Annotated in this window: 18 protein-coding genes; 7 read left to right on the top strand and 11 right to left on the bottom strand. The window is 73.7% G+C overall.

Annotation, left to right across the window (positions count from 1 at the left end; genetic code table 11):
- Window positions 1-86 precede the first annotated feature (86 nt).
- The 8 genes from EBO35_RS09415 to EBO35_RS09380 all read right to left on the bottom strand — a co-directional run bounded on the left by EBO35_RS09415 (window position 87) and on the right by EBO35_RS09380 (window position 8384).
- On the bottom strand, window positions 87-1595 hold the full coding sequence (locus EBO35_RS09415) for a hypothetical protein (RefSeq protein WP_122817481.1): 1509 nt from the start codon (window positions 1593-1595) through the stop codon (window positions 87-89).
- The gene (locus tag EBO35_RS20190; RefSeq protein WP_164477892.1) at window positions 1592-3940 is read right to left on the bottom strand and encodes a penicillin-binding protein; all 2349 of its coding nucleotides are present in this window, start codon (window positions 3938-3940) and stop codon (window positions 1592-1594) included. The genes EBO35_RS09415 and EBO35_RS20190 overlap by 4 nt, the downstream gene beginning before the upstream one ends.
- Before the next feature lie 22 nt (window positions 3941-3962).
- Window positions 3963-4202, bottom strand: coding sequence for a DUF3099 domain-containing protein (locus EBO35_RS09405; RefSeq protein ID WP_122817479.1), 240 nt, complete (start codon window positions 4200-4202; stop codon window positions 3963-3965).
- A gap of 32 nt (window positions 4203-4234) precedes the next feature.
- Entirely contained in the window at window positions 4235-6022 is a 1788-nt protein-coding gene (locus tag EBO35_RS09400) for a thiamine pyrophosphate-requiring protein (protein WP_122817478.1), read from the bottom strand.
- Entirely contained in the window at window positions 6019-6531 is a 513-nt protein-coding gene (locus EBO35_RS09395; protein WP_122817477.1) for a DUF2243 domain-containing protein, read from the bottom strand. The genes EBO35_RS09400 and EBO35_RS09395 overlap by 4 nt, the downstream gene beginning before the upstream one ends.
- Before the next feature lie 61 nt (window positions 6532-6592).
- Window positions 6593-7006 (bottom strand): ATP-binding protein, encoded by a 414-nt coding sequence (locus EBO35_RS09390; RefSeq protein WP_164477890.1) that lies wholly within the window; start codon window positions 7004-7006, stop codon window positions 6593-6595.
- Window positions 7007-7054: 48 nt separating this feature from the next.
- Complete coding sequence (locus tag EBO35_RS09385) at window positions 7055-7360, bottom strand: STAS domain-containing protein (RefSeq protein WP_122817475.1); 306 nt, start codon at window positions 7358-7360, stop codon at window positions 7055-7057.
- Between the two features lie 82 nt (window positions 7361-7442).
- Complete coding sequence (locus EBO35_RS09380; RefSeq protein WP_164477888.1) at window positions 7443-8384, bottom strand: universal stress protein; 942 nt, start codon at window positions 8382-8384, stop codon at window positions 7443-7445.
- Window positions 8385-8559: 175 nt separating this feature from the next.
- Between EBO35_RS09380 and EBO35_RS09375 the strand changes: the two genes are divergently transcribed.
- Window positions 8560-9738 carry an acetate/propionate family kinase gene (locus EBO35_RS09375; RefSeq protein ID WP_122817473.1) on the top strand — a complete coding sequence of 393 codons (1179 nt, stop codon included), beginning with the start codon at window positions 8560-8562 and terminating at the stop codon, window positions 9736-9738.
- 25 nt (window positions 9739-9763) lie between these two features.
- On the opposite strand, the gene EBO35_RS09370 is transcribed toward EBO35_RS09375, so the two are convergent.
- Window positions 9764-12187, bottom strand: coding sequence for a phosphoketolase family protein (locus tag EBO35_RS09370; protein ID WP_122817472.1), 2424 nt, complete (start codon window positions 12185-12187; stop codon window positions 9764-9766).
- Window positions 12188-12283: 96 nt separating this feature from the next.
- The gene (locus EBO35_RS09365) at window positions 12284-15094 is read right to left on the bottom strand and encodes a cation-translocating P-type ATPase (RefSeq protein ID WP_122817471.1); all 2811 of its coding nucleotides are present in this window, start codon (window positions 15092-15094) and stop codon (window positions 12284-12286) included.
- Between the two features lie 107 nt (window positions 15095-15201).
- Here EBO35_RS09365 and EBO35_RS09360 point away from each other — a divergent pair, with 107 nt between their 5' ends.
- The 5 genes from EBO35_RS09360 (at window position 15202) to EBO35_RS09340 (ending at window position 20208) form a co-directional block, all read left to right on the top strand.
- Complete coding sequence (locus EBO35_RS09360; RefSeq protein ID WP_241153946.1) at window positions 15202-15879, top strand: nucleoside/nucleotide kinase family protein; 678 nt, start codon at window positions 15202-15204, stop codon at window positions 15877-15879.
- Window positions 15876-17348 (top strand): mannitol dehydrogenase family protein, encoded by a 1473-nt coding sequence (locus EBO35_RS09355; protein ID WP_122817470.1) that lies wholly within the window; start codon window positions 15876-15878, stop codon window positions 17346-17348. The genes EBO35_RS09360 and EBO35_RS09355 overlap by 4 nt, the downstream gene beginning before the upstream one ends.
- A gap of 28 nt (window positions 17349-17376) precedes the next feature.
- Window positions 17377-18087: a YoaK family protein gene (locus EBO35_RS09350; RefSeq protein ID WP_241153945.1), complete on the top strand. Its 711-nt coding sequence runs from the start codon at window positions 17377-17379 to the stop codon at window positions 18085-18087.
- A 170-nt stretch (window positions 18088-18257) separates the two neighbouring features.
- Window positions 18258-18686, top strand: a complete 429-nt coding sequence (locus EBO35_RS20185; RefSeq protein ID WP_164477886.1) for a hypothetical protein — start codon at window positions 18258-18260, stop codon at window positions 18684-18686.
- 190 nt (window positions 18687-18876) lie between these two features.
- Entirely contained in the window at window positions 18877-20208 is a 1332-nt protein-coding gene (locus EBO35_RS09340; RefSeq protein ID WP_122817468.1) for a hyaluronate lyase N-terminal domain-containing protein, read from the top strand.
- 7 nt (window positions 20209-20215) lie between these two features.
- Here EBO35_RS09340 and EBO35_RS09335 read toward each other — a convergent pair whose 3' ends face one another.
- On the bottom strand, window positions 20216-20749 hold the full coding sequence (locus EBO35_RS09335; protein ID WP_122817467.1) for a pyridoxamine 5'-phosphate oxidase family protein: 534 nt from the start codon (window positions 20747-20749) through the stop codon (window positions 20216-20218).
- 207 nt (window positions 20750-20956) lie between these two features.
- Between EBO35_RS09335 and EBO35_RS09330 the strand changes: the two genes are divergently transcribed.
- Entirely contained in the window at window positions 20957-22396 is a 1440-nt protein-coding gene (locus EBO35_RS09330; protein ID WP_122817466.1) for a basic amino acid/polyamine antiporter, read from the top strand.
- Window positions 22397-22423 lie beyond the last annotated feature (27 nt).

Below are 22423 nucleotides of genomic sequence, written 5' to 3'. Positions count from 1 at the left end.
TCACCCAGCCGGGCGCCGTGCGCCCGGACCCAGTACCTGTCCCGTAAGAGCGGTCTTGAAACCTCGGTGGACGAACTTCGTGCCGGCTACTGTCCGGCCGGACGAGGATCGGCCGGCGGCTGCGGCTCGGGCAGCGGGACCGGGACCGGGATCGAGAGCACCTGCGGCACCTCGGGCGGGCAGTTGAGGAGGTAGTCGACGCTGTTCGGGTCGGCTTCGTACCAGACCAGGCACTGGGCCCCCTGGTCCGCGTACTGCTCGCGGGCTTGGTCCTGGTCCTCGAGCAGGTCGGTGCGGTCCTTCTCGGTGACCTCCCACTGCGCATGGGCGGCCTCGTAGGCCGCCCAGGCCTGCTCGGTCACCGCCCAGGCGGCGGCGACCGCCTCGACCTCTGCGGCGTAGGCGTTCCAGGCGGCGACCTGGTCCAGGTAGGTCCGGTGGGCGATCCAGTAGGCCAGCACGTCGACGCGCCAGCGCTCGCCGTCGGCGGTCAGCGCCTCACGGGTCCGGCGGATCGCGGCGGTGTTCTCGCGCTCCACCGACGCCGTGTCGTAGTCGGGCTCCGCGGTCGCGGTGAACGCCCACCCGCAGCCGGGCCCGTCCGCGTCGGGCACCCGCTGCGGGGCCCGCATCTCGGTGCGCTGCGGCACCACCGGCTCCGGGCGGACCGGCTCGGCCACGGGCGCGGGCAGGTCCGGCCAGTGCGGATGCGCCGGCACGGCCGGCAGGTCCACCTCGACCGCCTCGGCGGGCGGGGCGGGCAGCGGGGTCGCCACGACCCCGGCGGTGGCGTACGCGGGCGGGACCTCCGGCACCGGCACCCGGTCACCGCGCAGCAGCCGCCGCTCGACGCGACCGGTGAACCGTCCGCCGGCGTACGCCGCGTTGCGCAGCGCGTCCTCACGGGTGGAGCCCTCGGTGACGCAGTGCGCGGCCAGCTCGGGGGCGAGCGCGTCGTCCGCGGCGGCCGCGGCGGCGTCGAGGGACTGCTCCACCGTGCCCGAGACGAAGCCCAGCACGTCGCCGCGGCGCCAGACCAGCACCCGGTAGTCGGTGTCGGTGCCGGACACGGCGAGCCGGACCCCCTCGGCGCCGAGGTCGAGCTCGCCCACGGGGGTGACGCCGACGGCGCTGGGGGCGCATGCCGCCACCTCCTCGACCATCCGGGCGAGCGCGTCCGCGCCGACGCCGGCGGCGTACGCGGCCACCGTGACCTGGACGTCGTCGCCGCCGAGCTGATGGGTGCGCGACAGCGCGACCGTCGGCACCACGTCCACGCACGCCAGCGGGTGCGGCACCGACGCGGCGGCGAGCAGCTCGCCCTGGGGCTCCCAGTCGCCGGGCAGCGCGGCGAAGGTGCGGGCGAGGACGCGGTGCGCCGGGGTGCGGGCCGCGGCGACGGAGAGCCCGTCGGGTCCCGCGGGCGTCGCGTCGGGGCCGCCACGCTCCCCGTCGTCGCCGCCGCCGAGGCCGAGCACCGGAAGGCCGAGCAGGACCAGGCCGACCACGCTCAGCAGCGCGACCGCGGCGGCCGCGGCCGGCAGGCCGACCAGCGGGTTGCCCACCCAGGCGCGCCAGCGACGGGGCGGGCTCACGGCGACCGCTCGTTCCGGTCCAGCCCGCTCAGGTCCAGGTCGGTGCGGGAGCCGTCGGTGAGGGTGAGCGTCACGACCTGCTCGCGGCCCGCGGTCGCGCCGGCGGCCGGCTCCTGGTCGGCGACCACGTCGGCGGGCAGGTGGTCCGCGGCCGCGGTGCGGCGCCGCACCCGCAGCTCGAACCCGGCGTCGGCGAGCAGCGTCGCCGCCTGGGCGGTCGCGAGCCCCTGCACCGAGGGCACTGTCCGGTTGACCAGCGTCGCCGCGGCTCCGGCGACGCTCGGGTACCACCGTGGCTCGAGCCCCTCGTGCACCGCCTCCATCGTCTGCCGCCACACCGGGCCGGCCCCGGAGCCGCCGTACAGCACCGAGTGCGTGTACCCGTGCGCCCAGACCCCGGTGAGCGGGTGGGCCTGCCCGCCCCGGGGGTCGCCCACCCACACGGCCGCGGCGTACTGCGGGGTGTAGCCGGCGAACCAGACGGCTGCGTTGTCGTCGGTGGTCCCGGTCTTGCCCGCCGCCGGCCGGCCGCCGGCGAGGCGGACGGCCCGGGCGGTGCCGCCCGGGTCGAACGGCGCCTGGAGCACGTCCGAGGCCTGGATCGCCACCGCGGAGCTGATCGCCTGGTGGCAGTCCCCGTCGGGCACGGGGAGGTCCTCCCCGGTCGTCACGGCCTTCGCGGAGAGCACCAGCACCGGGTCGCAGCGCTTGCCGCGCGCGGCCAGCGTGGCGTACGCCGTGGCGAGCTCCAGCGGCGAGGACTCGTAGGCGCCGAGCGTGAGCGCCCCCTCCCGGCCGCTGAGGTCGTCCGGGATGCCGGTGAGCCCGAGGCGGCGAGCGACCGAGGCGGTCTGCTTCACGCCGACGTCGGCCAGCAGCTGCACGAAGTAGGTGTTCGTGGAGTTCCGCGTCGCGCCGTAGGCGTCCAGCACGCCGTGGCCGCTGCGATCGTCGTTCTTGAACCCGCCGTCCGGCTCGTCGAGGGCGTCGAGGTAGAGCCCGTTCGGGGTGTCGTAGGCAGTGCGCACGCCCAGGCCCTGCTCCAGCGCCGCCGCGAGCGTGAGCGGCTTGAAGGTGGACCCGGTCTGGAACCGCCGCCCCGCGTAGACCACCTCCGTGTGCGAGCGGTCCTCGGCGTCGTCGGGGGCGCCGAACGTGCGGTTCTGCGCGACGGCCACGACCTGCCCGCTGCCGGGCTGCATCACCGCCACCGCCGCAGCCACCCGGTTCTCCCGGCCGAAGCCGGCGTCGGCCGCCTGCTCGGCTGCCCGGGTCGCCGCCGGGTCCAGCGCGGTGCGGATCACCAGGCCCCCGCCGCTGAGCAGGTCCTGGCGCTGCTCGCGGGTCCGGCCGAACTCCGGGGAGGACAGCACGTGCTCGATCAGCAGCGCGCAGTAGTAGGGGAACTGCGAGGCCGCGCACCCCGACCGGGGCCGCGACTCGGTGAGCCGGGTCGGGCGGGCCCGGAGCCGCTGGTAGGTGTCGCGGTCCAGGAAGCCCTCCGCGACCATCCGGGCCATCACCACGTCACGGCGCTGGCGCGAGGCGGCGGGCCGGTCCACCGGGTCGTACGCCGCCGGCGACTTCAGCATCGCCACGAGCGTCGCGGCCTGGTCCGCGCTGAGCTCGCGGGCCGAGGTCGAGAAGTACCGCCGCGCGGCCGCTTCGACGCCGTACGCGCCGTTGCCGAGGTACACCGCGTTCAGGTACGCCTCGAGGATCTGGTCCTTGGTGTAGGTCCGCTCGAGCTCCGTGGCGAGCTTGAGCTCGGCGAGCTTGCCGCCCAGCGAGGCCGCCTTCGCCTCGCCGCGCTGCTCGTCGGTGGTGGCCGAGAGCACCCGCAGGTTCTCCACCAGCTGCTGGGAGAGCGTCGAGGCACCCTGGAGGTCGGCGCCCGCCACGTTGTTGACCACGGCCCGGGCCAGGGCCCGCAGATCGAGGGCGCCGTGGTCGTAGAAGCGCCGGTCCTCGGTCGCGAGCAGCGCGTCGACCACGTGCGGGCTGATCTCGTCGAGGCTGGTGGCCACGCGGTTCTCGGTGAACAGCTGGCCCCACTTGCGCCCGTTCCGGTCCAGCAGCACTGTGCGCTGCTTGGCGACCACCGGCGGCAGCTCGGCGTCGATCTCCTCCCACCCCTCGACGGCCCGCTGCGCAGTGCCGCCCAGCACGAGCGTCGCCGGCAGCAGTCCGAGCGCGAGGACCAGCGTGAGCGACCCCAGGACTGCCAGCAGGGGGCGCAGCAGCTGGCGGGCGCGGACCCGCGGGGCGGCGACGGGCTCCCAGGTCAGGTCCTCCAGCCCAAGGCCGGTCGGACGCGCCTCGTCCCGGCCCGAGCTCTCCCCCACGCCTATATCGTATCGTCGGGAGTCAGCCACCGGCGCGCCAGTTGGCCACGAGCGCCGCGACAGGTGCCAGCACCGCGGCCACCGCCGACATCGCCACGGCCGCCGGAACGGACCAGAACCGCACCAGGTTCCAGGCCAGGACGATGAGCAGCAGGCAGGTGCCCATCAGCGCGAAGTACCAGCGCCGCCGGCGCTGCTGGCGCTCGCTCAGCGCCACCTTCGCATCGGTGACGCGCGGTACGGGGGGACGGTCCCGGAGCATCTGCCCAGTCTGCCCCGCGGCCGTGGCGCAGGTCACGACCGGTGCGGAAGCAGCTCCTGCGCCTTGGTCCTGATGCCCTCCTTGATCACCTGCCACCGACCGACGTCGCCCTGCGCCAGCGCCGAGACCAGGTCCTTCATCTGCTCGAACGTCGCGTGCGGCGGGATCGGCGGCACCTCGGGGTCGCAGTGCACGTCGAGCAGGAAGGGCCGGTCCGCGGCCAGCGCCTCGGCCCAGGCGTCCCGCAGCTGCTCGGGCGCCGTCACGGTGATGGCGCCCAGCCCGAGCGAGGCGGCGAAGCCGGCGTACGAGACGTCCGGCAGAGCCTGGGACTCCACGAACTTCGGCGTGCCTCCCATCGCGCGCAGCTCCCAGGTGACCTGGGTGAGGTCGTTGTTGTGCAGGACGGCCACGACCAGCCGGGGGTCCGCCCAGTCGCGCCAGTACCGGGCGATCGTGATCAGCTCGGCCAGACCGTTCATCTGCATCGCGCCGTCACCCTCGAAGGCGATCGCCGGGCGGTCGGGATGGGCGAACTTGGCGCCGATCGCGTACGGCACCGCCGCCCCCATCGACGCCAGGGTCCCGGAGAGGGACCCCCGCATCGCGCCCCGGAAGCGGACCTGGCGGGCGTACCAGTCCGCCGCCGACCCGCTGTCGGAGGTCACGATCGCGTCCTCGGGCGCCTGCCGGGAGAACTCGCTGAAGATCCGCATCGGGTTGACCGGGTCGGCGGCGACGTCGGCCTCCGCGTCGACCACCTGCCACCACCGCCGCACCGTGTCGGTGACCTCGTCGCGCCAGGAGCGGTCCTCCTGCCGGCGCAGCAGCGGCAGCAGGGCGCGCAGGGTCGCGCCCGCGTCCCCGACGAGGTTGACCTCGTAGGGGTAGCGCATCCCCACCATCGTGGCGTCGAGGTCGATCTGGACGGCCCGGGCCTGGTCGTACGGCGGCAGGAACTGGGAGTACGGAAAGCTGGAGCCGACGGTGAGCAGCGTGTCGCAGCCCATCATCAGGTCGTAGCTGGGCCGGGTACCGAGCAGCCCGATGGCGCCGGTCACCCATGGCAGCTCGTCGCTGAGCACGTCCTTGCCCAGCAGCGCCTTCGCGACCCCGGCCCCCAGCACCTCGGCGACCTGCGCGATCTCGGCCTCGGCGCCCCGGGCGCCCTGCCCGACCAGCATCGCCACCCGGGTGCCGGCGTTGAGCACCTCGGCGGCCCGGCGCAGGGCCTCGTCGTCGGGGACGACTGTCGAGCGGCTGAGGTCGAGGCTGCTCGGGACCATCTTGAACTCGTGGCCGGGCGCGACGTACTCCAGCTCCTGCACGTCGTTCGGCACGATGATCGCCGTGGGCGCGCGCCGGGTGATCGCGATCCGCATCGCCCGGTCCAGCACGTTCGGGAGCTGCTCGGGCACCGTGACCATCTGCACGTAGTCGCTCGCCACGTCCTTGAACAGCGTGAGCAGGTCGACCTCCTGCTGGTAGCTGCCCCCGATCGCGGTGCGGTTGGTCTGGCCGACGATCGCGACCACCGGCACGTGGTCGAGCTTGGCGTCGTAGAGGCCGTTGAGCACGTGGATGGCGCCCGGCCCCGACGTCGCCAGGCAGACCCCGGGCCGGTCGCTGAACTTGGCGTAGCCGACCGCCTCGAACGCGCTCATCTCCTCGTGCCGCGACTGGACGAACCGCGGCTGGTCCTCGGCGCGGGAGAAGGCGCCCAGGATGCCGTTGATGCCGTCGCCGGGATAGCCGAAGACGTGCTCGACGCCCCAGGCACGCAGCCGCTCCAGCAGGTGGTCGGCGACCGTGGTGCTCATGCGCGGGCCGGGTCCGGCAGGGCGGCGATCCGGCGGGCGCCACGGCGCTGTAGGGCCCAGCCGGCGAGGGCGAGGGCCGCGCCGAAGGCCAGGAAGCCCAGGTCCCAGGAGAGCGGGGACCCGAGGTCGTCACGCACGTGGTGCACGCCGAGCAGCTGGTGGTTGACCAGCCCCTCGGCGAGGTTGAACAGCCCCCAGCCGAGGAGCATGCCGCCGACGTGGAAGGTCCAGGTCGGGGCCAGCCGCCCGGCGCGCCACTGGGAGTGCGTCACCAGCGAGGCGGCGAGCAGGAAGACCCAGGTCGCCACGTGGAAGAGCCCGTCGGCGAGCGTGTTGGCCTCCAGGCCCGCGAGGGTGGTGGGCGAGCGACCCTCCACATCGCTGACCATGTGGTGCCACTGGAGGATCTGGTGCAGCACGATGCCGTCGACGAAGCCGCCGAACCCGACGCCGTACAGGAGACCGGGAAGTCGCGAGGGCGGCTGCCGGTGCTCGGCCTGGGAGCTCATGGGCTCCGGGTGCCCCACCCGGAGCCGGGCGAAACGGGGCGGCGGCCCGCGCCGGGACGGCTCAGCTCGCGGTGAGGACCGTCGGGATGGCAGCCGTCACCCGGGTGCCCTCGCGGTTGTCGTAGCCCCACTGCAGGCAGAGCAGGTCGACCATGCCGAGACCCCGGCCGCCGTGCTCGGTCGGCGCCGGCATCCGCGCCTCGAGGTGGTCGACGCGGCCGCCGTCGCAGACGCTGAACTGCAGCGCGTCACCGGTCAGCGTCCAGGACACCTCGACGGTGTTGTCGCCGTGCGGTCGACCGTGACGGACGGCGTTCATGACCAGCTCGCCGACCACGATGTTCGCGTCGTCGATCACGCGCCGATCGACGCCGCGGTCCGCCAGAGCCCGGGTGACCGCACCGCGAGCCACGGTCACCGACGCCACATCGAAAGGCAGCCGCAACGTGGCCTCCTCCTTGCCTGCCTCGCTCATGCCCGTCATGGCGTCCTTGTGCCCCGACCCGGCCGCGCGCATTCGGGGTCAGGCCGTCCGGTGCGGCAGACCGCACAGCTGGAGGACCCGCTGCGCGATCGTGCCCTGCCCGGCGACCAGCTCGACCTTGCCGGCGCCAGCGTCGTTCCTCATCAGGTCCACCAGGACGCTGACCGCGACGCTCGGGAAGTAGTCCACGTCGGTCAGGTCCACGACCAGGACGTCGGAGACCTGGCCGGCAGCGACGGCCAGGTCGCTGCTGAACGCCGACCGGGCCACCTCGTCGACGGCGCCCACGACCCTGAGGGTGCCGGTGGACTCGTGGAAGGTGGAGGAGAAGGGCCGTTCCTGCATGGCTCGACTGTATCGAGAAGCGGCCGCGCCGCCGACAGGGCCCGGGCACGCTGCTGCCGGTTGCCGCTGCCGGGGCGCCGGGTCACTCCTTCTTCAGCTGCCCGGCCTCCTCGAGCACCAGCCCGGGCAGCGCCACGACGTGGCCCGGGGGCACGACCCGGACCGGGCAGTGCGCGTCGCGCAGCACCGCCCGGGCGGTCGACCCGAGGTGGGCGGCCGCGGGAATGCCGTGGGCCCGGCGCACGAGCACGATCTCGTCGGCCTCCCGCGAGGCCTCGATGAGCGCGTGGGCGGCCTGGTCGTGGACGGGGCGGATCTCCAGATCGACCTCCGGGTAGCTGGAGGCCCACTCCTCGAGCAGGCCGGACAGCTCGACGCGGGCCCGGTCGGCCCACTCCTGGGGCGCGACCCGGTCGGTGATGATGTCGTCGTAGCCCGACGGCATCCGCCACGAGTGCAGGACGACCAGCCGGCTCCCCCGCGACTGCGCCAGCGCGAACGCCTCCCCGAGCAGCTCCGTGGCGTGCACGGGACTCTTCACGCCGACCACGACCGCCCCCGCACCGGTGCCGGGACGCCAGGTCTCGGGGACCGACACGACCGGCGCCACACAGCTCGCCGCGACCCCGTTGCTGGTGTTCCCGGTCAGCACCCGGGCAGCGACCGGGCGCCGGTCGGTCCCGACGACCAGCGCGCGGGCGGCGCGCGCGGCCGAGGAGAGGGTGGCCACGCGGGACCCGCGGCGCAGCACGGTCTCCATCGTCACGTCGGTGACCGGCGCGCCGAGGTCCTCCACGACGCCGCGCAGGACCTCCCGGCCGGCTTCGGCGAGGTCCTCGGGCGGGAGGGGGTAGAGCGCGGTCATCACCCCGTAGTCCGGGACGACGTGCACCAGCCGCAGCACGCCACCCCCGCGGCGGACCTCCTCCAGGGCGTACCGCACGGCGTTCAGGCTGGCGGGCGAGCCGTCCACGCCGACGACGACGTCGCCGCTGCGGGCCTCGAGCGTGATGGTGTCCGGCATCCTCATCCACCTCCGAGAGTTCCGGCGAGCTCTTCGCCTCCCCCATGCTCCGCGCAGGTGGCCCACGGCGGCAAGGACCGAAGGCGCCAACCTGCCGGCCGGGCCCGGTCGCTGCACGCCACGACGTCTCCCGCGCCGGGCACTATCGTGGCCGGAGGCGACGAAGGGACGACCCATGACCGCCAGCCCTGGCAGCCCCGCCAGCCCCGCCGGCCCCGGCACCCCGGGCGGGCCCGTGCTCGTCCTCAACGCCGGCTCCTCGTCGCTGAAGTACCAGGTGGTCAACCCCGCGGGCGGACGCGCACTGGTCCGCGGCCACGTCGAGCGCCTCGGGGCGCACGGGCTCGCCGATGCGCTGGAGCAGGTCACCGCCGAGGTCCGCGCGGCGGGCCTGAGCATCGACTCCCTCGCCGCGGTCGGCCACCGCCTGGTGCACGGCGGGGCCCGGTTCGTCGCCCCCACGCTCATCGACGACGAGGTGCTCGGTGCGCTCGAGGACCTGGTTCCGCTCGCGCCTCTGCACAACCCACCGGCGATCGCCGGGATCCGCCAGTCCGCGGCGACCTACCCGGGGCTGCGGCAGGTCGCGGTGTTCGACACCGCGTTCTTCGCGGACCTGCCGCCCGAGGCGGCCACCTACGCCCTGGACCGCGCGGTGACCGAGCCGCTGCAGATCCGCCGCTACGGCATGCACGGGATCAGCCACGAGTACGTCGCGCAGGAGGCCGCCCGGTTCCTGGGCCGACCGGTGGGCGAGCTCGACCAGATCGTCCTCCACCTCGGCAACGGCGCCTCCGCGGCCGCCGTACGGCGGGGCCGGCCGGTCGACACCTCGATGGGCCTGACTCCGCTCGAGGGGCTGGTGATGGGCACCCGCGGCGGCGACGTCGACCCCGGCGTCCTGCTGCACCTGATCCGCGTCGGCGGCCTGGACGCCGGGGACCTCGAGGACCTCCTGCACCACCGCTCCGGGCTGGAGGGACTCAGCGGGCATCACGACTTCCGCGACCTCGAGGACGCCGTGGACGCCGGCGACCAGCTCGCCGCCCGGGCCTACGCCGTCTACTGCCACCGGCTGCGCAAGTACGTCGGCGCCTACCTCGCCGTCCTCGGCGGCGCTGACGTCATCACGTTCACCGCCGGCACCGGGCAGAACGTGCCCCGGGTCCGCGCCGACGCGCTCCGGGGCCTCGAGGCCCTGGGGGTGCGCGTCGACCCGGCCCGCAACGACCGGGTGCGGGGCGGGCCGGCGCGGATCAGCACCGACGACTCCTCCGTCACCGTGCTCGTCGTCCCCACCGACGAGGAGCTCTCGATCGCCCGTCAGGTGGCCGCGCTGCTCGCCGGCTTGTGAGCGCCCGCCCGTCCCGGCAATCCGCTCAGTTGTCGTCCTCCGTCGTGCCCGGCTGGGCAGTGGTCGACGGGGACGCCGACCGGTCCGGCCGGGCCGCGGGCGTCCAGGACCAGTCCCGCACCTCGGGGAGGTCCTCGCCGTGCTCCCGGGTCCACATCCGGGCGCGCCGGCGGGTGTCGACCATCTCCTGGCGCAGGTTCGCGGCCCGAGCGCCCAGTCCCGGGACCCGGTCGATGACGTCGATCACCAGGTGGAAGCGGTCCAGGTCGTTCATCATCACCATGTCGAACGGCGTGGTGGTGGTCCCCTCCTCCTTGTAGCCCCGCACGTGCACGTTCGCGTGGTTGGTGCGCCGGTAGGTCAACCGGTGGATCAGCCACGGATAGCCGTGGTAGGCGAAGATCACCGGCTTGTCGGTGGTGAACACGGTGTCGAAGTGCCGCGAGGACAGCCCGTGCGGGTGCTCGGTGTCGTCCTGGAGCCGCATCAGGTCCACGACGTTGACGAAGCGCACCTTCAGGTCGGGCAGCCGGTCGCGCAGGATCGAGGCGGCGGCGACGGCCTCGACCGTCGGGACGTCACCCGCGCAGGCCAGCACGACGTCCGGCTCGCCGTCGGTGGTGGAGGCCCACTCCCAGATCCCGAGCCCGCGCGCGCAGTGCAGGTCGGCGGCCTCGGCGTCGAGCCAGTCGAACGTCGGCTGCTTCCCGGCCACCACGACGTTGACGTAGTGGCGGCTCTCCAGGCAGTGCCGCATCGTGGAGAGCAGCGTGTTGGTGTCCGGCGGCAGGTAGACGCGGACGACCTCGGCCTTCTTGTTCACGACATGGTCGATGAACCCGGGGTCCTGGTGGGAGAACCCGTTGTGGTCCTGGCGCCACACGTGGGAGGTGAGCAGGTAGTTCAGCGAGGCGATCGGCGGACGCCACTCCAGCTCGCGGGTCGTCTTCAGCCACTTCGCGTGCTGGTTGAGCATCGAGTCGACCACGTGGATGAAGGCCTCGTAGCAGCTGAACAGCCCGTGCCGACCGGTGAGCAGGTAGCCCTCGAGCCAGCCCTGGCACATGTGCTCGGAGAGCATCTCCACGACCCGGCCGTGCGGGCCGAGGTGCTCGTCGCTGTCCAGGATCTCGCCGGCGAACACCTTGTCGGTCACCTCGTAGACCGCGTCGAGCCGGTTGGACGCCGTCTCGTCGGGGCCGAAGATGCGGAAGTTGTCGGGGTTCTGGCGCACGACGTCGACCAGGTAGCGGCCCAGCACCCGGGTCGCCTCGTGGATGGAGACCCCGGGCGCCCCGACCTCCACCGCGGCGGTCCGGAAGTCCGCGAGGAAGAGCGGACGGCGCAGCAGGCCCCCGTTGGCGTGCGGGTTGGCGCTCATCCGCCGCAGGCCCTGCGGGGCCATGGCCCGCAGTCGCGGCACCGGCCGCCCACCTTCGGTGAAGAGCTCCTCCGGGCGGTAGGAGCGCATCCACTCCTCCAGCAGCTTGCGGTGCTCGTCGTTGTCGCGGGTGCCGGCCAGCGGCACCTGGTGGGCGCGCCAGGTGCCCTCGACCTGGACGCCGTCGACGACGTCCGGTCCGGTCCAGCCCTTGGGCGTGACCAGCAGGATCATCGGCCAGGGCCGGCGCTCGAGGTCGCCGTCCTCCCGGGCCGCCCGCTGGATCTCCCGGATCCGGTCGTGGGCCCGGTCCAGCGCACCGGCCATCTGGCGGTGCACGTCCATCGGGTCCTCGCCCTCCACGGTGAAGACCTCGTGGCCGAAGCCGTGCAGCAGGTCCAGCAGCTCCGGGCGCGGGATCCGCGCCGGGATCGTCGGGTTGGCGATCTTGTAGCCGTTGAGGTGCAGGATCGGCAGCACCGCGCCGTCCTGCACCGGGTCCACGAACTTGTTGGCGTGCCAAGAGGTCGCGAGCGGCGCGGTCTCGAACTCGCCGTCGCCGACGACCGCGGCGACCACGAGGTCGGGGTTGTCCATGGCAGCGCCGTACGCGTGGGAGAGGACGTAGCCCAGCTCGCCGCCCTCGTGGATCGACCCGGGGGTCTCCGGCGCGACGTGGCTGGGCACCCCGCCGGGGAAGGAGAACTGGCGGAACAGCGCCTGCATCCCGCGGACGTCCGCACTGACGTGCGGGTAGACCTCGCTGTAGCTGCCCTCCAGCCAGGTGTTGGCCAGGACCGCCGGCCCACCGTGCCCGGGACCGGCGAGGAAGATCGCGTCGACGTCCCGCTCCCGGATCAGCCGGTTCAGGTGGGTCCACAGCAGGTTCAGGCCCGGCGTGGTCCCCCAGTGGCCGAGCAGGCGGGGCTTGATGTCCTCATGGCTGAGCGGACGTTCCAGCAGCGGGTTGTCCATCAGGTAGATCTGGCCCACCGACAGGTAGTTGGCCGCCCGCCACCAGCTGTCGAGGTCGGCGAGCTGGTCGGCGTCGAGATCGGTGGTCGTCATGGGAGCTCCTGTGCGACAGAGAGGCGCCTGGACTTGCAGGCTAGGTCTCCGCACGGCCGATGGGAACGCCCGAATCGGGCCAGACCGCTCGCCCGCTCAGCCCGTCCGTCGCCGGGCCCCGGCCCGGAGCACCACCTTGCGCAGCTCGTCGTACCAGAGCACGGCGGAGCCGAGCGCGACGCAGGTCGCCCAGTGGACGGCGTCCATCGAGTCGGTGCCGAACGCCACCTGGAGGAACGGCAGCTCCACCACGGCGACCTGCAGCACGGCTCCGAGCACCAGCGCGCCCCACAGCCACCGGTTCGCGAACAGCCCGTGGAAGGCGCTGGAGGTCTCGGACCTGGCGTTCAGCGCGTTGAAGAGCTGCGCGAACACCAGGGTGGTGAAGCCGGCGGTCCGGGCGACGTCGAGCGAGTCGTCGCCCTCGACCAGTCCACCGGGCAGGAACACGTCGATCGCGGCCAGCGTCGCCAGGGCCATCACCAGCCCGACCGTGACGATCCCCGACCACATCCGAGCGTCGATCGCCCGGTCGGTGAGCCGGCGCGGCGGCCGGGCCATCACGTCGTCGATCTCGGGGTCCACCCCCATGGCGAGCGCCGGGGTGGAGTCGGTGATCAGGTTGATCCACAGGATCTGGGTGGCGAGCAGCGGCACCACGACCGACGCGGAGTCGCTCGCGTCGCTCAGGCCGATCAGGTCGGCGAAGACCACGCCGAGGAAGACCGCGAGGACCTCGCCCATGTTCGAGGACAGCAGGTAGCGCAGGAACTTCTTGATGTTGTCGAAGATGACCCGGCCCTGCCGGACCGCCGCCACGATCGTCGCGAAGTTGTCGTCGGCGAGGATCATCCGGGCGGCCTCCTTGGTCACCTCGGTGCCGGTGATGCCCATGGCGACGCCGATGTCGGCCGACTTCAGGGCCGGCGCGTCGTTGACCCCGTCACCGGTCATCGACACGATCTGGCCGTCGGCCTGCAGCGCGTCGACGAGCCGGAGCTTGTGCTGCGGGGCCACCCGAGCGTAGACCGACACCTCCCGGGTGACCGCCCGCAGCGACTCGTCGTCGAGGGCGTCCAGCTCGGTTCCGGTGACGGCCCGGCCACCGGGCTCGATCAGCCCCAGGTCCTCCGCGATCCGGATCGCGGTGGCCGGATGGTCCCCGGTGATCATGATGACCCGGATGCCGGCCCGGTGGGCGTCCCCGATCGCGGTCGCCACCTCCGAGCGGGGCGGGTCGATGATCCCGACCACGCCCGCGTAGGTGAGGTCGCGCTCCCAGGACTCGTCGATCCCGGCTTCGGTCGGGACCTCGTCGGGGATGACGCGGTACGCCACGCCGAGGGTCCGGAAGGCCTCCTCGGAGAGGCTCTCGACCTCGGCCAGCCGGGCCGCCCGGGCCTCGTCGGTGAGCGGTACGACCCGGTCCGCGACCTGGAGCCCGGTGCAGCCGGCGAGCAGGACGTCCGGCGCGCCCTTCGCCACCAGGACCCGGACGCCGTCAGCGCGCCGCAGCAGCACCGACATCTTCTTGCGGTCGGAGGTGAACGGGACCTCCGCCAGCCGCTGGAACCGGCCCAGCACACCCGCCTCGCCGAGCTTGCGCTCCGCGACCAGGAACGCCGCCTCGGTCGGGTCCCCCACGATCTCCCACTGGCCGTCGTGCTCGGAGAGCTGCGCGTCGTTGGCGAGCGAGCCACCGCCCAGCACGAGCCGCACCTCGTGGAGCACTGCCTCGTCCAGCTCGGCTCCGCCCCGGCGTACCTCGCCCTCCGGCCGGTAGCCGACGCCGCTGACCTGGGCCGTGCCCGACGCCGTGACGACCCGCTGGATCGTCATCTCGTTGCGGGTCAGGGTGCCGGTCTTGTCGGTGCAGATCACCGACGCCGAGCCGAGTGCCTCCACCGAGCTGAGCCGCTTGACCACGGCGTTGCGCCGCGCCATCCGCTGGACACCGATCGCGAGGACGACCGAGAGGATCGTGGGCAGGCCCTCGGGAACCGCCGCCACCGCGAGCGAGACGCCCAGCAGCAGGACCGTCACCAGGTCCTCCGCCTCGGTGATCCCCTCCGTGAGGATCACGGTGGCCATCACGACCAGCGCGATGACGACCACCGCCACGCCGAGCATCCGGCTGATGCCCGCGACCTCCCGCTGCAGGGGCGTGGGGTCCTCGACGGTCGCGTCCAGCATCCCGGCGATGGCCCCGACCTCGGTGCCCATCCCGGTCCCGGTGACGACCGCGCGCCCGGAGCCCTGGGCCACCGCCGTGCCCTTGAAGACCATGTCGAGGCGGTCGCCGAGGGGGACGGGCCCCGGGAGCGTCGTGGGGTCCTTCAGCACCGCCTCGCTCTCCCCCGTCAGCGAGGCCTCCTGCACCCGCAGCGTGCTCGCACTCACCAGGCGGGCGTCCGCGCCCACCGCGGCACCCTCGTCGAGGACCAGCACGTCCCCGCGCACCAGCTCCTCGGCGGGGATCCGGTGGAGCCGCCCGTCGCGCAGGACTGTCGAGGTCGCCGCGGTCATCCGGCCCAGGGCGGCCACGGCGTCCTCCGCCCGCGCCTCCTGGGTGTAGCCGAGCACTGCATTGAGGACCACGATCGCGGCGATCACCAGCGCGTCCACCGGGACCCCGTCGCCGCCCTCGATCAGCCACGCGCCCAGCGAGATCGCGACGGCCGCCAGCAGCAGGTAGATCAGCGGGTCCTGGAGCTGGGCGAGCAGCCTTCGCCAGGCCGGCACCGGGGGCCGCTCGCGCAGCCGGTTGGGTCCGTCGGCGGCGAGCCTGCGGGCCGCCTCCGCCTGGGTAAGCCCGGAGTCCGGGTCGACGCCCAGCTCGCGGGCGACCACGTCCGCCCCGACCTGCGAGACGTCCGTGCCCGGTGTCTTGACCTGGTCCCGATCCATGTCGTTCCCCTTCGTGCTTCGCCGTACCCGTCGACGCGCCACGGTCTCGACGCTAACGTCGGGCCCATGAGCGCGCGAGGAACGACGACCCGCCCGCTCCCCCGCCGGTGACGCGTTCCGGGCCGCCGCCCGCTCCGCTGCCGGCCGCGGACCTTCCCGAGCTGGTCCGCCGGGCCCGCGTCCTCGTGGCGGCACGCGGGGGATCCCGGACCATCCTGGGGATCGCCGGCGCGCCCGGGAGCGGCAAGTCCACCCTCGCGGCCGCGCTGGCCGAGGCGCTGGCGCCGGACGCGACCGTCGTGCCGATGGACGGCTTCCACCTCGCCGAGCGCGAGCTGGCGCGGCTGGGCCGGCGGGGACGCAAGGGTGCGCCCGACACCTTCGACGCCGCGGGGTACGCCGCGCTGCTGACCCGGCTGCGCACCGACCGCGACGACCGCGACGACCGCGACGACATCGTCTACGCCCCGGCATTCGATCGGCACCTCGAGGAGCCGATCGCGGGATCGATCCCGGTGCCCCCCGACCGGCCGCTGGTGATCACCGAGGGCAACTACCTGCTCCTCGAGCAGGGCGCCTGGGCGAGGGTCCGTGGACAGCTGGACGCGGTGTGGTTCATCGAGGCCGACCACGACCGGCGCGTCGAGCGCCTCGTGGCCCGGCACGCCCGGCACGGGAAGTCGGCCGAGGCGGCCCGCGCCTGGGTCCTGGACAGCGACGAGAGGAATGCAGTGCTGGTGCAGAGGACGAAGTTCCGGTCCGACCTGGTGGTCTCGGTCGCATGAGCCGGGACCCGGTGCCGCTGGGCACGAGCCGGCTGGCGTCCCTCGGTGAGGGCGTCGCGGTCCCCGGCTACGACCGTGCCGGTCTCGCCCCCGGCATCGTCCACCTCGGGGTCGGAGGGTTCCACCGGGCCCACGAGGCCCGCTACGTCGACGAGCTGCTCGCGGGCGGCGGCGCCCGCGACTGGGGCATCTGCGGGGTCGGGGTCCGCCCCGAGGACCAGCGGATGCGCGACGTGCTGCGCGCCCAGGACCACCTCTACACGCTGGTCGAGCGGCACCCGGACGGTTCGGCCGACGCGCGCGTCATCGGCTCGCTGGTCGACTACCTGTTCGCGCCCGACGACCCGGAGGCGGTGGTCGAGCAGCTGGCCGCGCCGACGACGCGGATCGTGTCGCTGACGATCACCGAGGGCGGCTACCACCTGCGTCCCGGCGACGGCGAGTTCGACACCGAGGACCCCGAGATCCGTCGCGACCTGGAGCCCGGCGCGCCCCCGCGCACGGCGTTCGGGCTGGCCACCGAGGCCCTGCGCCGGCGTCGTGCCCGCGGCCTCGCGCCGTTCACCGTCCTCTCCTGCGACAACATCGAGGAGAACGGGCACGTCGCCCGGCGGGCGTTCGAGGGCTTCGCGGAGCTCCGGGACCCGTCGCTGGCCGCCTGGATCTCCGAGGCCGTGGCGTTCCCGAACTCGATGGTCGACCGGATCACGCCCGCGACGACCGACGAGGACCGCTCCTTCGTCGCCGAGGCCTTCGGCATCGCGGACGGGTGGCCGGTGCTGTGCGAGCCATTCTCGCAGTGGGTGATCGAGGACCGGTTCAGCGCCGGGCGACCGCCCTGGGAGGACGCCGGCGTCCAGGTGGTCGACGACGTGCGGCCCTATGAGCTGATGAAGCTGCGGCTGCTGAACGCCGGTCACCAGGTGCTGGCCCACCTCGGGACCCTGGCGGGCCACACGTTCGTGCACGAGACCAGCGAGAACCCAGCCTTCGCCGACCTCCTCCTCGGCTACCTGGAGCACGAGGCCGGCCCGACCCTCGACCCGGTGCCGGGCGTGGACCTCGGGGACTACCGGCGCACGCTGCTGAGCCGCTTCGGCAACGCGTCGATCGCCGACACCCTGGCCCGCCAGCGCGTCGACGCCTCCGAGCGGATCCCGAAGTTCCTGCTGCCGGTGCTGCGCGAGCAGCTGCGCACCGGCGGCGAGATCAGGCGAGCGACCCTGGCGGTGGCCGCCTGGGCGCACTGCGCCGCCGGCGTCGACGACCAGGGCAGGCCGATCGAGCTCGTCGACGTACGGCGCGAGGAGATCCGCGCCGCCGCAGCGCGCCAGCGCGACGACCCGGAGGCCATGCTCTCGCTCGGCATGTTCGCGGGCCTGCGAGACGATCCGCGCTTCGTCGACGCGTTCGTGACCTCCCTGAAGTCGCTCCAGACCGGCGGGGCCCGGGCCGCACTGGACGCCTAGGTCCGCCGGTCGCGCCTACGATCACCGGGTGACCAGCCCACCGCGGGCCGCGCCTCGTGATCGGACCCACCTGGGCCTGATGCTCGCCCTCACCTTCGGCTCCGGGGTCGTCGACGCCGTCAGCTATCTCGCCCTGGACCAGGTCTTCACCGCCAACATGACCGGGAACGTGCTGATCCTCGGCATGGCGCTCGCCGGCGGCGCCGACCTGCAGGTGCTCGGTCCACTGCTGGCGCTGGCCGGCTTCATGGCCGGGGCCGCCCTCGCCGGCCGGGTGCTGCGGCGCACCGACGACGCCTGGACGGGGCGGACGACAGCACTGGTCGCGCTCGTCGGGAGCGTGCTGCTCGGGATCGCCGCCGCCCTTCTCGTCACCGGCAACGACCCGCCCCGCTCCCTGGTCCTCACCGTGACCCCGGTGCTGGCAATCGTCATGGGGGTGCAGACGGCCACGGCCCGGCACATCGCCGTGCCCGACGTCACCACGGTCGTGGTCACCTCGACGATCGCCGGGCTCGCGGCCGAGTCGGCCCTCGGGAGCGGCCGCGCCACCCGCACCGGCCGGCGCATCGCGGCCGTGCTGCTCCTCCTCGCCGGCGCCGCCGCCGGGACCGGGCTGCTGCGCTGGCACCTCGGCGCCGCACCGGTCCTCGCCGGCGCCATCGTGCTCACGGTCGCTGCGCTCGGCGCCCGGCACGAGCGCAATGCCGCTAGCCGGCCGGCCGCGGCCGGTCCCTGAGCGTCCCGGCCCCGAGGCCCGCGATCCGGTTCGTGTCGACATCCCTGTCTCGGAGGACCCGCCCGTCGGGACCGAAAGCGGTCTGGACCGGTACGCCGAGTTCGCCGCCGCCGCCCCCGGTCCACCCGGACGTGCCACACGCGACCCGGCGACCGGCATGATGGCCCACCATGAGCACCCGAAGCGTCGTCCTGGTCGTCCTGGGCGCCCTGCTCGTCGCCGGGGGCGGCGTCTCGACGGCGGTCGTGCTCACCTCGGGCGAGGACCAGCGCCCCGCGACCAGCGTGCGCGCCTGCGTGACGAAGGGGAACGTGGTCGTGGCGGCGTCCGCACGTGGCCGGTGCCCGAAGGGATCGCGGATGGTCCGGGTCGGGAGCCGCGGCCCGCGCGGCGGCAGCGGCCCGGCCGGACCGCAGGGTACGGCGGGACCGCCCGGAGCACCGGGCGAGCAGGGGACCTCCGGGGTACCGGGCGAGCAGGGGCCCTCCGGGGCACCGGGCGAGCCGGGGCCCTCCGGGGTACCGGGCGAGCCGGGGCCGGCCGGCCCCTCGGGCCCCCCGGGCGAGGCGCCCACAGTGATCGACGGAGGAACACCATGACCGAGCCACAGCGCCCGTCGCGTACTCGGACCCAGGCCGGGTCGCAGCCGGTGGCTTCGCGACCCGACCCCGCAACACGCAGCCACCGGCGCGGCCTCCTCGGCCTGGTGCTGGGCTCGGCGGCTGCGGCGACTGCGGTCGCCGCCACCCCGGCAGCGGCCGCCGACGACGTCATCGACGGCGGCGCTCCGTGACCCGGATCCAGCACCGGCGGGGCACGACTGCGGAATGGACCGCGGCGGACCCGGTCCTCGCCGCCGGCGAGCTCGGCTTCGAGACCGACACCGGGCGGCACAAGATCGGCGAGGGCACCGCCCGGTGGAGCACGCTGCCCTACTTCCTCGCGGAGAACGCGCTCAGCACCTGGGCCGAGGACCAGGACCGGCTGCTCGCGCGGGTCGCGCCGATCCGGGTCTCCCGGCGCGCCGACCGGGTGCTGACCAACACCGCTGTGGGGTTCGTCGACTGGAACAACATCGGTCGCATCGAGCAGACCACCGAACGCAAGGCCGGCGCCGGCTCGGTGGCGATCATCACCCCGGACGGGTCCGCGGACATGGCCATCGCGCTGCGCGAGTTCGACCCCGTCGACATGAGCAGCCAGCACCTCAAGATCTGGTTGCGGGTGAGCTCCTGGGGTGACCTGGGCCGGGCCCAGATCCGGGTGCACAGCACCTACAACGACTTCTTCTACCTCAACGTCGGCGACAGGCTGGCCCGCCCGGCACGCGTCGACGGCGAGTGGGTCGAGCTGGTGCTCCCCCGCTCGGCGTTCGACAGCCGGCAGGGCTCCCCCGCCTGGGGCTCGGTCACCTGCCTGGCGCTCACGGCATGGTCGCCGGTCGGGACCAGCGTCACGGTGCTGGCCAACGAGGCGGTCCTGATCCCGGACGCGGCTGCGGGCGTGGTCACGCTGTCGTTCGACGACGGCTGGGCCAGCCAGTTCCGCGCCGCCCAGATCATGGACGAGCACGGGTGGCCCGGGACGGCGTACGTCATCGAGAACCGGATCGGCACCGACGGCTACCTCACCGCCGCCCAGGTCGACGACCTCCACGACCGGGGCTGGGACATCGGCGGTCACGACAGCGTCCCGCTGCGCGGCCTCACCGACGAGCAGCTGCTGGACCGGGTCAGCCGCAGCGCGCAGTGGCTGCGCCAGCGCAACTACCGGGGACGCCAGCACTACGCCTATCCGAACGGCTCGGTCGACGACCGGGTCGTCGGCGTGGTGCGTCGGTACTTCGCGACCGGCCGGACCATCGACCCGATGAACCAGTCGCTGTCCTGGGTCCAGGAGCACCGCCTCGCCGGGGTCTCGGTCTACGCCGAGCAGGACGACGCGGAGGTCCGCGGGCTCGTCGACGCCGCGGTGGCCAACGGCGAGTGGGCCAACATCGTCTTCCACAAGATCGGCGACGAGGGCGACGACATCTCGTGGACCGAGGCCCGGTTCCGGGCCTTCCTGGAGTACGTCGCCGGCAGCGGCGCCACCGTCCAGCCCGTGGGCGCGGTGCTCTGAGCCCGGCTCAGAACCGCCAGCGGGTCGCGCCGAACGGCTCCTCGGTCTGCAAGGCGTGGGCCGAGCGGGCCTCGATGCCGAAGAGGTGCCACGGCGGCGGGCCGGCGGACTGGGCGCTGTACGGCGCGGTCAGGGCGGTGCCGGACTCGTCGACCTCGCACGGCCAGCCCTCGTCGGCGGCATAGCGCCGTGCCAGGCGGGCCACCACCGCCGGGTCGTCGACGCGCTGCGCCCGCCCCTCCAGGACCAGGTCGAGCTCGCGCAGGCTCAGGGTCATCAGGCACCGGGGATCTCGCGCGAGGTTGCGTCCCCGTCGGGTCGAGAGCCCGGTCACGAACCAGAACCGGCCGTCGTCCCACAGCGCCCCGAGCGCGTTCGCGTGCGGGCTGCCGTCGGCGTTGAGCGTGGTCAGCCAGCAGCTGTGCCGGCCCGGCCCCTCGCTCCCGGGCGCCTGCGCGAAGCCGGCGTCGAGTCGGCGCCGGACGTCCTCCCAGGCCATCGGCGGCGCCTGGTAGAGCTCAGCAAGGTTGATGGTCTCCATGACTGGTGGGACCCGGGACGGCGGGCGGACTCATCGGCCGGCGTACCTATCGGGCAGTTGCCGCGCTTCTCGGCGTCTGCACTGCCCGATAGGCGCGGGGATCCCCGCCCGACTCCCCGCCCGACCTCCCGGACCCGCCCCTGTACACCGACGCGACCGAGCGAGTAGAACGGATCAGCGTCCCATCGCCTCGCACGCGGGAGCGGCATGGCAGCCACCGAGACCGACCTCCAGCACGCATCCAAGCTCTCGCTCGTGACGCTGACGGCGCTGGTCGTCGGATCGATGGTGGGCGCCGGCGTCTTCTCGCTCCCGCGTCTCTTCGCCACCGAGACCGGGGTGGCCGGTGCGCTGATCGCGTGGACCATCGCCGGCACCGGGATGCTGATGCTGGCCCTGGTCTTCCAGAACCTCGCGATGCGCAAGCCGCACCTCGACGCCGGGGTCTACGCCTACGCCAAGGCGGGCTTCGGGGAGTACCTCGGGTTCTTCTCGGCGTTCGGCTACTGGGCCAGCTCGTGCGTGGGCAACGTGACGTACTGGGTCCTCATCATGTCGACGCTGGGTGCGATCGTGCCCGGCCTCGGCGACGGGGACACCCTGCTCGCGGTGGCAGCCGGCTCGGTCGGCGTGTGGGTCTTCTACTTCCTGATCCGACGCGGGGTGCGTGAGGCCGCCGCCATCAACCGGATCGTGACGGCGGCCAAGCTGGTGCCGATCGTGGTGTTCGTCCTGCTCGCGCTCTTCGTCCTCGACCCGGCGGTCTTCGCCGACAACTGGTCGGGGTACGGCGACCTCGGGTCGCTGATGGACCAGGTCCGCGGCACCATGCTCGCCACGGTCTTCGTCTTCCTCGGCGTCGAGGGGGCCAGCGTGTACTCGCGTCACGCGCAGCGTCGCGAGGACGTCGGGCGCGCCACCGTGCTCGGGTTCCTGATGGTGCTGAGCATCTTCGCCTCGGTCACGATCGTCTCCTACGGCGTGCTGCCGGCGGCGGAGATCGCCGAGCTGCGCCAGCCGTCGATGGCCGGCGTCCTCGAGGAGGCCGTCGGCGAGTGGGGCAAGGTGTTCGTCAGCGCCGGGCTGCTGGTCTCGGTGCTGGGCGCCTACCTGGCCTGGACGCTGATGGCCGCGGAGGTCCTCTTCGTCGCCGCCGCCGACCGGGACATGCCCCGCTTCCTGGGTCGGGCGAACGCCGCCGATGTCCCCGGCCCGGCGCTGCTGATGACGACGGTGCTGGTCCAGGTCGTGCTGGTCGTGACCCTGTTCTCCGAGGACGCCTTCAACTTCGCCCTCGACATGACCAGCGCCCTGTCGCTGGTCCCGCTGCTCCTGGCCGCGGCGTACGCGCTGAAGCTGGCCGCGACCCGGGAGACCTACGAGGAGCGCCCGCAGGGACATGGTCGCGAGTACGCCATCGCCGGCGTCGCGACCCTCTACCTGGTGTTCCTGCTCTGGGCGGCCGGCCTGGACCTGCTGCTGCTGGCGTTCATCGTCTACGCCCCGGCGACCGTGCTGTTCGCGATGGCCCGCCGCGAGCAGGGCCGGCGCGTGTTCAGCCCGGCCGAGCTGGTCATCTTCGCTGCCTCGCTGATCGGGGCGGCCGCCGGCGTGCTCGGCCTGGTCCAGGGCTGGATCGACATCTGAACCCGCCTGCACAGCAGGTCAGACCAA

The organism is Nocardioides pantholopis (assembly GCF_003710085.1).
Taxonomy (GTDB): Bacteria; Actinomycetota; Actinomycetes; order Propionibacteriales; family Nocardioidaceae; genus Nocardioides; species Nocardioides pantholopis.
This window is presented reverse-complemented; position numbering and strand designations above follow the sequence as displayed.